This is a genomic window from Parvimonas sp. oral taxon 393 str. F0440, assembly GCA_000223315.2.
In the GTDB taxonomy this organism is placed as follows: domain Bacteria; phylum Bacillota; class Clostridia; order Tissierellales; family Peptoniphilaceae; genus Parvimonas.
Genome location: AFUS01000004.1, coordinates 688,876 through 702,990, shown reverse-complemented (window position 1 = coordinate 702,990; position 14,115 = coordinate 688,876). Strand labels below are relative to the sequence as shown.

15 protein-coding genes are annotated in these 14,115 nt (G+C 28.1%); 3 read left to right on the top strand and 12 right to left on the bottom strand.

Features of this window, described 5'->3' with window-relative positions; genetic code table 11:
• From HMPREF9127_RS04405 to HMPREF9127_RS04380, 8 genes are all read right to left on the bottom strand, one after another.
• On the bottom strand, window positions 1-1,186 hold a 1,186-nt coding region (locus tag HMPREF9127_RS04405; RefSeq protein ID WP_009448474.1), incomplete at its 3' end, for an aminopeptidase.
• 172 nt (window positions 1,187-1,358) lie between these two features.
• Entirely contained in the window at window positions 1,359-3,131 is a 1,773-nt protein-coding gene (locus HMPREF9127_RS04400) for a DNA/RNA non-specific endonuclease (protein WP_009447868.1), read from the bottom strand.
• A 312-nt stretch (window positions 3,132-3,443) separates the two neighbouring features.
• Window positions 3,444-3,821 (bottom strand): DUF3592 domain-containing protein, encoded by a 378-nt coding sequence (locus HMPREF9127_RS04395; protein WP_009447732.1) that lies wholly within the window; start codon window positions 3,819-3,821, stop codon window positions 3,444-3,446.
• 381 nt (window positions 3,822-4,202) lie between these two features.
• Complete coding sequence (locus HMPREF9127_RS04390) at window positions 4,203-5,612, bottom strand: autotransporter outer membrane beta-barrel domain-containing protein (protein WP_009448042.1); 1,410 nt, start codon at window positions 5,610-5,612, stop codon at window positions 4,203-4,205.
• 68 nt (window positions 5,613-5,680) lie between these two features.
• Window positions 5,681-5,875: an ATP-binding protein gene (locus tag HMPREF9127_RS09735; protein ID WP_482198156.1), complete on the bottom strand. Its 195-nt coding sequence runs from the start codon at window positions 5,873-5,875 to the stop codon at window positions 5,681-5,683.
• A 23-nt stretch (window positions 5,876-5,898) separates the two neighbouring features.
• Window positions 5,899-6,600, bottom strand: coding sequence for a histidine kinase dimerization/phospho-acceptor domain-containing protein (locus HMPREF9127_RS08405; protein WP_009447939.1), 702 nt, complete (start codon window positions 6,598-6,600; stop codon window positions 5,899-5,901).
• 110 nt (window positions 6,601-6,710) lie between these two features.
• Window positions 6,711-6,905 carry a hypothetical protein gene (locus HMPREF9127_RS08400; RefSeq protein ID WP_009447849.1) on the bottom strand — a complete coding sequence of 65 codons (195 nt, stop codon included), beginning with the start codon at window positions 6,903-6,905 and terminating at the stop codon, window positions 6,711-6,713.
• On the bottom strand, window positions 6,898-7,581 hold the full coding sequence (locus HMPREF9127_RS04380; RefSeq protein ID WP_009448380.1) for a response regulator transcription factor: 684 nt from the start codon (window positions 7,579-7,581) through the stop codon (window positions 6,898-6,900). The genes HMPREF9127_RS08400 and HMPREF9127_RS04380 overlap by 8 nt, the downstream gene beginning before the upstream one ends.
• A gap of 1,364 nt (window positions 7,582-8,945) precedes the next feature.
• Between HMPREF9127_RS04380 and HMPREF9127_RS04375 the strand changes: the two genes are divergently transcribed.
• A complete protein-coding gene (locus HMPREF9127_RS04375; RefSeq protein WP_009448106.1) occupies window positions 8,946-9,308 on the top strand; it encodes a hypothetical protein in 363 nt (120 codons plus the stop codon).
• A 440-nt stretch (window positions 9,309-9,748) separates the two neighbouring features.
• On the opposite strand, the gene HMPREF9127_RS09080 is transcribed toward HMPREF9127_RS04375, so the two are convergent.
• Entirely contained in the window at window positions 9,749-10,078 is a 330-nt protein-coding gene (locus HMPREF9127_RS09080) for a MerR family transcriptional regulator (RefSeq protein ID WP_009448439.1), read from the bottom strand.
• Between the two features lie 179 nt (window positions 10,079-10,257).
• On the opposite strand from HMPREF9127_RS09080, the gene HMPREF9127_RS08395 reads away from it, so the two are divergent.
• Both HMPREF9127_RS08395 and HMPREF9127_RS08390 read left to right on the top strand, forming a co-directional pair.
• Window positions 10,258-10,524 (top strand): helix-turn-helix domain-containing protein, encoded by a 267-nt coding sequence (locus HMPREF9127_RS08395; protein WP_009447777.1) that lies wholly within the window; start codon window positions 10,258-10,260, stop codon window positions 10,522-10,524.
• A gap of 84 nt (window positions 10,525-10,608) precedes the next feature.
• Entirely contained in the window at window positions 10,609-10,794 is a 186-nt protein-coding gene (locus HMPREF9127_RS08390) for a hypothetical protein (RefSeq protein WP_009447927.1), read from the top strand.
• Window positions 10,795-10,881: 87 nt separating this feature from the next.
• Here HMPREF9127_RS08390 and HMPREF9127_RS04355 read toward each other — a convergent pair whose 3' ends face one another.
• The 3 genes from HMPREF9127_RS04355 to HMPREF9127_RS09075 all read right to left on the bottom strand — a co-directional run bounded on the left by HMPREF9127_RS04355 (window position 10,882) and on the right by HMPREF9127_RS09075 (window position 13,956).
• Window positions 10,882-11,130, bottom strand: coding sequence for a hypothetical protein (locus HMPREF9127_RS04355; protein WP_009447998.1), 249 nt, complete (start codon window positions 11,128-11,130; stop codon window positions 10,882-10,884).
• 618 nt (window positions 11,131-11,748) lie between these two features.
• A complete protein-coding gene (locus HMPREF9127_RS04350) occupies window positions 11,749-13,185 on the bottom strand; it encodes an ATP-binding protein (RefSeq protein ID WP_009448264.1) in 1,437 nt (478 codons plus the stop codon).
• Between the two features lie 15 nt (window positions 13,186-13,200).
• A complete protein-coding gene (locus HMPREF9127_RS09075) occupies window positions 13,201-13,956 on the bottom strand; it encodes a hypothetical protein (RefSeq protein ID WP_009448207.1) in 756 nt (251 codons plus the stop codon).
• Window positions 13,957-14,115 lie beyond the last annotated feature (159 nt).

Sequence of the window (14,115 nt, the reverse complement as noted above, 5' to 3'; positions counted from 1 at the left end):
CAGTTATTCCAACTACGTTTAATGTTTCATCTCCAACCATAAAGTCAACGTGAACTAAACTATCATTAGCTCCTCTTTCTTTAAGTTCTTCATCAGTCATCTTTTCTCCATCCTTTAAACAAGTTGGATATGCTCTACCTAAAGCTAAATGACAAGATGCATTTTCGTCATAAAGAGTTTCAAAAAACATTGTATTTGTATTCGAAATTGGAGAATCAAAAGGTACTAAAGCAACTTCTCCTAAAGATAAAGCTCCTTCATCAGTTTCTAATAAAGATTTCAAAACTTCATAACCTTTTTTAGCTTCATACTTGACAACTTTTCCATTTTCAAATTCTAACTTAAATTCATCTATTATATTTCCATTATAATTCAAAGCTTTTGTACTATATACAACACCATTTATTCCATCTTTATGTGGAAGAGTAAATACTTCTTCTGTAGGCATATTTGCTGTAAAGCTTATTCCTTTAGCATTAAATCCGCTACCTGCCGCATTCCAAATATGGTTCTTTGGTAATTCAATAGTTAAATCAGTACCTTTTTTACTGGAATATTTTAAATATTTGAATTGCTTTTCATTTAAATACTTAGCCCTTCTACTTAATTCACTAATATGTTCTTCCCAACCTTTAATTGAATCTCCTTCTCCTATTCTTGAAGTATAGAAAATCAATTCCCATAGTTTTTCTACTGCTTCTTTTTCAGTAAGTTCAGGAAAAACAACCTTAGCCCAAGCAGGAGTAGCAGCTCCTACAACACACCAAGAATTTCTATCTGACATAAGAGAGGTTGAAAAATATTTCATTGCTTTTGAATTTGCAATACTACTTGCTTTAATTTTTGCAATATCTAATCCGTCTAAATTATTTGGATCATCCCCAACAACAGAAATAAACACAGCATCACTATCAATATAATCTGTATATTGATCAACAGTCCATTGTTTAACCTCTGATAACGTTTCAATACTTGCATATTCAAATTTACGTCTAGTTATAATATCATCTCTCCATACAACATTAACGTTTCCTGCACCTGCTTTATACGCTTCTTCAGCTAAAGAACGAACCAATTCTTTTGCTTCAATATTTGCTCTTATAACAACTACTTGATCTTTTTGAACATTAGTCCCAACTTTAATAATAGTTTCAGAATATTTCTTTAATTTTTCTTTAAAATCCATAACCTTCTCCTTAAATTATTTTATAAATTTATTATACACTATTTTAATAAAAATGCAAATATATAATAAAAAATCGATTTTTTTCAACAAAAAAGGGACAACTTAAGAAAAAATTTGTCATCCCTTTAGTAAATATTGTTTATTTATAAATTTTTTAAAATATATTTGCTTATTACAACTTAATATTTTCTGGAGTTTCAATAACCATACCTGATGATTCAATTTTTGCAATCGGATCAAAATTTGTTAGATTACCAAAATCAAGTCCTGTAATTTCTTCTATTCGAGAAACGGGAACTTGATAAGTCTTATACTCACCATATGCAAATTCAAGATTTTCAATCATATTTTTCTGAGTTTGAAGGTAAGCAGTAGCAGACATATTTCCATCATCTTTAATAATAACTGCAACTTTCCAAAATTCAGCAGGAATCTTAAATTTTCCACGATATATCATATCATCACTTCTAAATACAGGACCTGTAAAAACAGAAACTTTCAAGTTATGATTTTGAGAATTTTTTAAAATATAATTCTCTAAATCCAACCAAATTTTTTGATTTAAGTTTTTATGTTGAGGAGAGCTGTTTGTAAAATGAAAAGTATCATTATTTGCCTGCATAGCTTTTTCTCCCCAAACCGGATCTAATCTTCTTACCAAGTGACCGCGATCTAAATCATTTTTTGCGTATAACTCATCACCATATTGAGCATCTTTAGGAATTCTTGAATCAAAATTCCAAGTATCTCCACTTCTTTTGATATTTTGAGCCTGATTCCCATCAATATTTACTGCAGTGAAATATGCAAGGCAACGAGAACGACACATTACAATTGAAAAATGTGTATAATCCAAAACATAGTTTCCATCATCCATACAAGAAACATCTTTTTTCATATCTTCAGACAGTTTTGGAAGATCAACATTATACTCTAAGCCAAGAAATGCACTATTGTATCCGTCTTCTTTTTGAGACACATTTGATTGATGAAAATCATACTTACTAAAAATATCCATATTCGGAAATACTTCCTTGATAAATATCTTTTCTTCCGTAGTAAAATCGTTGTATCTTTTCACAAAATAACTTGAAATAGAACTGATACGAATTCCCTCATTTGCAATCCATTCATTCTTTTTATTAGGATTAGGAACTCCTGAATGATGGAGTGCTACAACAACCCACTGATCATTAAAAACTGGAGATCCTGATGATCCGGGTTCAGTATCAGTTAAATAGTGAACATAGTCGTCAAAAATGGATTTAACCATATTTTCTCTAACTGTTACCGCCTTTGGACCTCCATTTGGATGTTGAATTATAGAAACATATTCTCCTTCAAGAATTTTTCCCTCATCAGGAATTAGGTTAAGATGACCAAAATCTTTAGGATGTTTTTCACTTAAAGGATTATCTTTAATTGCAACCAATGTAAAATCAAGTTCTTCATCAGTAACAAAAAATCTTTCAGGATCAAGTCGGAAAGTGTATATAGGACAAGGCATAAAGTTTGTATCATCTTGATAATTAAATTCTACTATAGAATTTAAAGCCGTCCTCATATTATCAATAACATGATTATTAGTCATAAGTACATTTTCTGAAACTAAAAATCCTGTTCCACAACCAATAAAACTTCCCCTATCATTACGAATCTGTATTCGACAAATAGAGTTTCCGGAATTAAATCCCATCTGTAGATATGAGATTGGAAATAAATCATTTCCATCTAAGATTCTTTCCCTAGCATTAGAATCATATTCATTTATAACCTTTATTCTTGATTCCATAGTATTATTTCTAATAATCTTTCTTGGTACAATCACATCTTTTTCAGATTCGTTTTTAATGAAACGTTTCAATGCTTGTTCTCTAATTTTATACTGTTTTTCGTAAAAAACCTCTTTCGAAATTTCATTTTGTTCAATGATATTTTTCAACATAAAATCACTCCTTTACATCTCAATCCTAATTAAATACAGCATATTTAAACTATACTTTAAAATCATATATATTCTATTAGAATATTCGTCATATAAACATTATAGTTGCTCAAAACATCTTAAACATTATAATTTTTGTGTATTTTTTATTGTTTTAATATTTTTTAATATGATTTTTAAATACCAATCAAACCATAAATTACAACTATAATAGTTTACTTCATTATAGCATAGACATAGTATATATTCAATAAATTTTATGTTGTTTAAATATTTTTATAAAATTATTGCTTAAATATATTTTTTCTATTTTTATAAGTATATTACACCTATAAGTCCCAATAAAAACATACATAAGCTAATTACATATATATCTTTAAATTCTTTTATAGTGACTACTTCAGGATTATTCTCTTTAAAAAATACAGTTACTTTTCTATAATAATTTTTTTCAGAAAATACTCCATAATAACTTCCAAGGGCGCTCTCTATACTCTTAGCTATATACTCTTGATTGTTATATTCAAATTTTACAAGATATGGATATGTAGAAAATCCCTTTGTTCCTCTGACAACACTACCAAAACCAATGATAGTCCCTATAGCAGATTTTCCATAAATCATCAATATAAATTTCTTATAAACTAAAGCTATTGAAAGTATAAAAAACATAACCCCAATAATCTTCAATATTCCATCCTCCTTTATCTCTAAAAATTAATTTCTATATAATTCCAAGAAAAATTATCTTAAAAAAGTAAATAAAATGAAATTAATTTGTTACTATGCATTCTAATTATTTTTCAAAATACGTTTGTAAAGACTAAATTATTATTATGATATTAATATTATTTATTATTTGTAGTATAAATTTGTATACTATTAAATGTAATACTAATTTTTAAATTATTACTAATAGTATATCATATTAATTACAAATAATTTAATAAAATATTAGAAATATTATTGATTGAAAATATAGCATTTATAGATATAACCTAATTATAATTAATATAAAAAATAATGGAGATAAACTCTCCATTATTCAAATTAATCTAAATTTTAATTACATTATTTAACACCGGTTAATGCCACTCCATTAACATATAAAGTATATCCATTACTTATTACATTTTCAGGATTTCCATTAAATTCTGTAACATAACTATCTTCAGTTAATATCCATGTACTAGAACTATCAAGTGTTACAGACACTTTTCCTACATCTGTTGATACAGAACTACCTTCTGCATTTGTAATTTTTCCATCTATATAACCTTCAAAAGTAGAATTATCAGATATTTCTAATGTAAGACTTGAATCGCTACCAACCTTAATTGCTCCTGTAAGTGTTTGTGAAGAGACTTTTAATGTTGCAATATTACTTCCACCGCTCCAACCATCAGCACACACGGATAATAAAATATTTTCTGAATCTTGATTATCAATTGTTACATCTTTTAATGATATAACTGCATTAGTATTAGTTACATGGAAAACATGTCCATTTTTACTAGTTAGACTTCCACCATTCATTGTAAATTGACTTGTACCACTTGCTGCATCACCAGACATTGATTGGTAAATCATTATACTATCTAAAAACTTTGCATTTCCATTTCTTTTAGTATTATTCGCAGTTAAATTAGAATTATTCAAAGTAATTGAATTTAATCCTTCAATACAAACTCCTTCTGAAAGATTTGAAGTTAAAGTTGAATTTGATACTGTAATATCAGCTGTTGAATAAATTGCTGGAGAACCTAAACCATTAGAAATATATGTTCCTCCATCAACAACTACTGTTCCACCACCTCTGTCAGTTCTTATTGCAGCTGATGATTGACCGCTTGTAGTAATATCTAAATCATAAGCATAAGTTGTACCACCACCTGTAGTCATAATACCACCGGATCCTCCACCAGTTGTTACTATCTTGGTATTACGAATAGTTACTGTAGTTCCATCACCTTCAGCACCATTATTTCCACCATTTCCTCCATAACTGAAAACTCCATTAGCTCCATTTGCACTAGTATTAATAGTACCACCTGTTATAGTTGTCTTAGAACCATCTTTAACTAAAATACCTGCATTCAATCCATAGAAATTACTATTATCTCCACCATCAGAATCTCCAGATTTTGTAACTGTTGGATTATTAATTGTAACTTCCTCTGATGTTTTTATAAGCAGAGCATTCTCACCACTACTTGTACTTGCGTAAGTTTTATCTGTTTGAGTTTCACTTGAAGAAATTTCTACTGCTCCAGTATAAGTAATATCTGAGCTACTTTGTCCTGGAGGACCACCTCCTGGTCCTCTACCACCATCAGGTGGAGTGCCATTTTCATTTTTTACTGCCTCTTCAGTGTTATTTGTTGATGTTTTTATATTATAGGCGTATAACCCAAAGCCACAAGCTGTTGCTAATAAAATCGCAACTATACTTATTAATTTCTTATTTCTAAACTTTTTCATAATATTTACCTCCTTATCTTTTATGAGTTTTATTATAAAGCAGTTTTATTGAAATAAGATTGAAATTTTTAATTTTTTATAAAAAATTTAATAATAAGTTTAAATTTCCCATTTTTTGTTAAAACCTCTATATTTCCGCCATGTTTTTCTACAATAGCTTTGGCGATAGAAAGACCTATCCCATAATGTGAATCTTCACTATTTCTAACTTCATCAACTCTATAGAATCGGTCAAAGATGTGATTAAGTTTTTCTTGTGGAATTTCATTACTATCATTTATTAAATTTAACTCAATAGTATTATTTTTCTTTTTAAATTTATATTAATATTTTTTCCTGAAGAATGCCTAATCGCATTATCTAATAAGATAGATACAAGCTGTTTAAGTTGTATTTGATTTCCAATTAAATATACATCTTCGTCAATATCTATTATAAATTCTTTTCCTTTCTCAAAAGCAAAACTTTCAAAGGATAATATTTCTCCAAAAACAATCCTAGATAAATTTATATTTTCCATAGAAACAATCACATCTTCTGCGTGTGATAAATCAAGAAGTTGTTTTATAAGAATACCCATTCGCTCATTTTCATATTTAATATTTACAAGCCATTCATTATTACCAATTTCTCGAGAAAGTAATTCTGTATTTGTACCTATAATTGCAACTGGAGTTTTTAGTTCGTGACTTGCATCAGATATAAATTGTTTCTGTTTTCGATCATTTTCTTCAAGTGGTTTTATAATACATTTTGACAATGGTAATGATAATAAAAACATTCCTATAATTGAAATAAATCCTACAATCAAAACATATCGTAGCATAGTTCTTAATCCAGCTTCCGAAACAGTATTATCCATAAATGCAACAAGAGTATATCCATTCTTATCTTTTACCACATAAGATAAGTTACTAGTTCTTCCTGAATGTTTTTTATCATCTAAAATGCGCTTTGCAATCTGTGTCAGTTCATCATTGTTATACAACTCTTTATTTCCATTATCTACAGCAAGTACTGAACCATTGTTTGAAATAGCAACCGAATAAAAAGTTGATAATTGATAATCTGAGATTTTATTAGGATTTTTTTCTAACTCTAAATCTTTATTATTTCTATTTTTTCTTTATTATCTATGGAATAATCCTCAACATATCGTTCTAACATATCTAAATTCTTTTGTCTAATCTCTCTAAAACTAGCCAATAAAATTACTGACAAAGTTACTGCAAATAAGATAATAATTGAACCCATAATTGATAATATTATCTTTTTTCTAGATTTACTATACATCTTTTTCCCTCAATTCATATCCTAACCCACGAACAGCTTTAATTTCTACTTTTGAGCCTACAAATGCAAGTTTCTTTCTTGTAAATGACATGTATACTTCGACATTATTATATTCAGTTTCACTTTCAAATCCCCATATTTTCACTGCAAGTTGCTCTCTAGTCATAATTTGACCATTATTATTAAACATATACTCTAAAATTCTCAACTCTTTTTCGCTTAATCTAACATTTTGACCTGTAGTATCACAATTTAACATTGCAGTTGCTTTATCTATAGTAAGATCTCCGTAATTTAAAATATCTTCTTGAAATGAAGAAGAACGTCTCCCCAATGCACGAATCCTAGCTAATAATTCTTTAGTTTGAAATGGTTTTGTTAAATAATCATCAGCACCACTATCAAGCCCTTCAACTTTATCATCCAACTGACTCTTTGCTGTTAACATTAGAATTGGAGTTTTAATCCCATTTTTTCTCGCTCTTCTTGCAACTTCAAATCCATTCATTTCTGGCATCATAACATCAAGTACGGCAATATCATATATTCCACTTTCTAGAGCCATAAGTGCAGAATCACCGTCCTCCATATAATCTACATCATATTTCTCTTGCTTCAACAATTCTACAAGTGCCCTTGCCATCCTTTTTTCATCCTCAGCTAAAAGTATTCTCATTCTATCACCGCCTTTTATAGACTCTTAAAATAAACATAAATAAAATAAAAAATTTTTATTTTATCTATTCCGTTTTTATCTATATTATTATCTATATTTACATAGTACATTAAAATTTAAAAATAGTTATTAAAATTTTATTTTATTAATTCATAACCAATAGTAAGTAATATAATACTCTACATTATAATCTGGAATTTGATAAAAATCAATTTCATTAGTTTAGATTCTAATCTTTTATTATCTATTCTTTTAGTTTCATTATAACTATACATATTTGTTCTGTCAATAACAATTATAAAATTTATTTTTTTGTGACTTTGTTTATTTTAATTTTATTGTAATTAGTGTGATTTTATGATAAAATATACTAAAAGATTATACAATAAACTATCATTCCCTTAAACCACTGCACTACTATTTCATAATCTGCATTTTAATGATTTTTTAGTTTAATGGAATCAAATGAGAAAGAAACGCTACAACGGGAAAAGTACAGATGAGGAGTTTGAAGAATAGAAGTTATCTTTTGCTAAGAAATCACGATTTTTAAAGAAATTTAGATAAAGTAAGATTTATATGCAAAACAAGGAAGGATTATAGAATTATGACTATGAAAAATTTTATATAATAAATAAAGATATACAAATTAGGATTTGTAAGAAAAAGGTGTATTGAATTTAGACAGGTACATTCATATTGGAGCTTTCTCCAAATATTCATAAACAGAACTTTACATATCTTGCAAATGTATATCTTGGTGTGAAAAGTTCCAGTTATGGCTATTCGGCAGACACATTTATGGTTGTCGGTATTAATTGGATATCCGAATTTGTTTTACTGTTAAAGAATCTCTATGAAACACTGTAAACAGATGCAAGACTGGAAGAGGCATAAAGTGTTCATAATTACATCAAGTTTACTGCTGACACTAATAGTCATATAAGAGTCATAGAACGGCTGAAGAATAAGAGTGCTTTTGGTTCTACATAAAATAAACTTTGAAAATGAAATTAGTCAGACCTATCTGAGAGAGTTTGTTAACCAATTACTCGCTGACTTAAGTAAATATACCAATGACAAATTAGAATTTTAAGGATAATATGATGGCAATAGATTGGCTAGATGGATTAATTATTAAAGTGAAAGCTGATTGCTATAAAATCACTATTCAAGCAAACAAAGAAGGTTTGGTTTCTTTGTAAAATCAACTTTTGTAATTAACGAGATCTTCTCCTGGAAGTCATATTCACTATGATGAATACAATTCACTGGAAGAGAGATTTCTGGAAATAAATATAAAAAACACTGTAAGACCTAATTGAATTTAAATAAGCTAAAACTCGTAAGTTTGGGAGGATTATATGAGCAAAGAGTTTGATATATATTATGGAGAAGAGGAGTTCAAAACTGTTGATGGCGGAATAGAAGACATACAGGCTGTATTAATGGGAGAAGATATTCACGCTAAGGAAAGACTTTTATTCTATCTCGATTGGTATATGGATCCATACTATAACAAAGATTTGTCTGTTATCAAAGAACCCCTGAAGGAGTTATTGCAGAAAATTGTAATAACTGACAATAATACGGATATCATTGAAGAAGCTCTACATCTGCTTGAATCGTATACGGATGGACCGTATGCCATTCTGGAGACGAACAAAGACAACATTTCTAAAGAATTTCAGCATAAGATTTTCTATTTGCTAAGCGACAATATATGAAGACAACTTATAGTTTGCCTAAACAATATTTTCCCAGAATACCCACTTTCAAATAACCTCAAAAAGACCGTAACAACTAAGCTACGGTCTCATTTTCTATATTTATTTGTAAAGCCATTTTTAAATATTATCAGATTTATTCTTTTTAAAATCTTTACCTAATTTTGTCTCTGTTACTTATCATAATAGGCTATAGCCCTTGAAAACAAGGAATTTTCTAAGAAATCTGTTCTACTCCCACTCAATAATTACCATAGCATATTTGTTTCTTTATTTTTATATTAGTATATTTTTCGCTTCTGTTTTGAGTGGTTTTTATACCTATTCTTTATAGTTTTAAAGTTTTTTAGTATCAAAACAGTATCAGAAGTGATATTAATATGCCTATTTTTATAAAAATTTTAAATATTTAATAAGTATAAATCATCAAATTATATACGCTATCCATAAATTTTCTCTTTAACATTGAAAGACTGTCCTATTTTATTATATTTATAAAATTTATATAGAATGTAATTCTCTTTATCTATTTCGTGTGTTGATAATATTATCTGCTTATCAGCGAAATCATTTCTAAGCACTTCAATTAAAGAAGAAATATTTATATCATCCATGGTTTGTACTGGATCATCAATAAGTATAAATCCTATGTCATCAGAAGAAGGTTTAATATATTGCTTATTCATATCTCGTATGATTTTATAGGCTTTTTGCTGCGATATATTTAGTAAATCTGCAACTTCATTTGAAGTAAGAAATAATTTCTCCATCGTACTTTCCTCCTGTCTGTTTTAGAAACATATTTGTTTCTGTTTCTATTTTAGATCATAAGTAGCTTTTTTGTTTCTGTCAATACTTTTTTCTTAATTTTATTTTTCTATTGAATTTTTTCCTATTTTCGATTATATTATTAAAGAGAAACAAATTTGCTCCTAAGGAGGTGTTAAGATTGAGTTTGGGTAAATTGATAAAGAAATTCCGTGAATTAAGAAGAATTATGCAAAAGGCCTTAGGAGATAGAATACATTTAGATGATGTAAGGATAAGGCAATATGAACTTGATATTCGTACTCCTAAAGATGATATCTTAGAAAATATTTCTGCTACACTACATATAAATAAGGATTATTTGAAAGAACCTGATTATCCCTATATGGAACATGATTTAATGCGGTTTTTATTTAAACTGGATGACAGTATTGAAGTGAATATATGACCTGTTATCCTGAATGATGAAGATTCCGAATACACTACCACAGGTATCTATTTCGGCAGTGAAGCCATTCTTAGAATTAGAGTCATGCTTGAACAATGGCAAAAAATGAAGGAAAAATATGAGAATAATGAGATTACAAAAGAAGCATTGGAAGATTGGAAGGCAAATTTTCCCGACAGTCTTAAAAAAGATTATGTTCCTTTTGAAGAAAGTAATCTCAAACGCTTTAATAACTCTATGTCAGTCAAAGTCCCACCGGAAATAAAATAGGCACAGAAAAAGCACATAGCTAAAAGATTTTTAGGTCTTAAAGTTATGTGCTTTTACTTAAATTCTTATTTTATAAATAACCGCAAACTAATCAGGAATATATTCTTTCCATTTGCCATTTTCAAGAATTTCCAAATTACCCCACTGAGGCTCGCCGATATCACGTCCCTTTACTCTTATCGGTAGAAAAGCATCATGCTGACAATAAGGCAACGGATCATCTATATAAATCCAACCTTTTTCATCAATAAGTTCATTCCAATCCTCATAGACATCTTCAACCGTTTTATACCAATAGTCAAACGAACATTGAACAGCATCCTTTTTACAATACATAAACAAACATACTCCTTCTTTTTTCGTTTGGTACAGCATAATTTTATATAGATAATCTTTTTTGTTTATTTTTACCGGTTCTTTTAAATACGCATATCTTCTAATTTGTCTTCCTCCTTATAAATATTAATTTATCACCCACTATTTCCACAAAAGCCTCCCACCAAAATTATGAAAGGCTTTCTTAAATTTTTTACATACCTTATTTCCCTTAGGTCAATAAGTATCGCTCGTAAAACTCGCTTAATTCAACAACTCCCTTTTGAACCTACTATTTCAGCTTTTAAGTATAAAAATAGTATCACTCAAGAGTTTTTTGCTTCTACATATCGCTAAATCCCAGTGTTTTCAATTGCTTTATAACAGTAACATATCTGCTTTAGTTATTCCCACTCGATATATCCATTGATGTTGTTTTGTATAAATAGCATAAAATCAAGGTTTTTGTTATCAGCTTTAGCCTTATTATCCGTTTTATTTCTGTTTATCCGATTTTTTGCAAGCATATTGCAAGCATGGATATTTTATTGAAACACATTCATGACAGTCAACAAAAGCACACGGTAATCATAATATAAACAACTACTTATTTATTTCTATAGATAGAGAATATGAGCTTTATTCCAAATTTTTTATATTTTGATATAGTTTATGTAACTCAATAATATCCATATCTAATAATGGTTCGTACATAAAAGAATTTAAATGAATATTCTCTGGAGTCATTATATTTACTTCATCAAGTATTTTAACTATGTCCTTTTTTGCAAATTGTTTTATACCATTATATAATTCTCTAGTTTGATTTCCTGAATTATTTATATGAGTTATAAACTCACTTACCGTTCCAATTTTCATATTTCTTTTTATTGACCATGTTAATTGTCCGGTATGTTTACCAATTTCAGAAAACATATACTGTTCTGCTTTATGCCTTATAGCCATCGCCATAATAATTTTATGTTCTAATTCCGCATTTTCTAAGTTTATTGCTTCCGCTTGTTTAATTAACTCTTCTAAGACTATGGTATTTCCATCGACTTCTTCTTTAAATTCTATTGACTTCAGATATTTTTTATAAATATCTTCAATGTCAGAAAATGTAATCAAAGTATTTCCATCCTTTTTATGCAGTAGACTAGTCAATGTCATATAATCTTCATCTTTGTTCAATTCAGATTCCTTGCTTCTATACTCTATTATATTTCTCACAAATGGAATAAGAGCAAGGATATTAATATAACCTAAATTATTTTTCCAAAATTTAAACGGTTGATTTTGATATTTTTCTTCCTTAAGTATTATTTCTCCATTGCTATGTTCAGCACATAATCTTGCTTCTCTTTTTAGTGAAAGTCTACTGGCAACGGTTCTATAAAAATCAAAATTGTGTGATAAAATCAAAAGTCTAAAATTATCAATCGTAGACATTTCATATAAATATTCGACTATAGCATATTTGTTTTTATAGTCAAACGAATCTGCAATATCGTCTACAATAAATAGAATATCGTTGTTAGAGTCCTTTAGTTTTTCAACATCGAAAATAATATTCAGTAAATATAATGCTCTTTTTTCGCCTTGACTTAAAACATCTTTATCCTCCAACTCTCCTCTTTCCAATGTAACAATTTCTCCATTTTTTTCAAAGTAAAAACTAACCCTTGGCACACTCTCTCCAATGATTGCACTCTTTATGTTTGAAATTTTCATTTTATATGGAACGGTAAATCTTTCTTCAAATATTTCTAGCGCATTATTCCATTGTGTATCATCAAAATCTATATTATCAATTTCATTTTCCAATAGACAATATTGTTTCTGTAATTCTTCAAAAGCTTCTTTGTTTTTTTGAATATAAGATATCCATATTTGTTCCTTTAATGTGTCAAGTTTATCAATTTTTAAATATGGTATTATATCAGAATTATTCTCAATTATATCTCTTAGAACTATCCCTTTTGCATCGCTTAATAATTTTTCAATTTCCTGAAATACAGGAACCTCTTTAATTTTTTCTTCTATTTCTTTAATCTTATTAGATAAAGAATTCAAGTCTTTTATTTCAAATCAGCCATCTAAATATATAAAGTTTTCTTTTACAAAAAATCTATCATTCTCTAGTGATTTTGCAATATTTTTCAATTTCGGTAATGTAAACTTTCCTTTATCCAGAAAATCGTACGCTTTATATATTTCATCACTTGCTTTGCAAAACTCTGTTATTTTATTTTGGAATTCATCCGTTTTAATTTTTCTAATAATAGAACTGTCAAATATGCTGCTATATCTAATATGACTACAATCATACTCAACTTTAATATCATTGATTTTATTTATATTTAATAAAAAGCTATCCTCAGGGAACTTCAAATCTTTAACTAAAGTTGGCTCTAATTCATAAATTTTCTTACCGGATGATGTTTTAGATATCTTTAATCCAGAATTTTTTTCAAGTTCTTTCAAAAATCTATCACGTAATTTTAATACATTTTTAATTTGTGTTTTGATATTATCATTTACTAATAAATCAGTTATACTATTTGATTCATAATAACTCTCAAAACTTTTTATAACAAAAATCGAACTTGAATCAAGCGCATTACCGTCTTCCAATATATTTGCGACTCCAGGTTTATTAAATATTTCATCTCTAATTTCACTATTTTTGTTATCTTGAATTTTTTTTAATGTTTTTGAAAATGATGTTTTCATTAAACCATTTCTTGCATAAATTGCTATAGCATTATTCTCTGAAAAATCAAATTCATATTCCATCTTTTCAATGCCATAACAATTTGCTAACTTTACATTTAACTTATTCATTTACTCTATACTCCTTTACGTTTTATTTTATTATTAAACAGATATCTAAATACGATTTGATTGCAAGAAATTATTATAGTTCAAATCATTTACATCGCTATATAGACATTATCAAATAAACTCCTTGTTATTTTTAGGTTTTTTAGCCTATTGAACGGC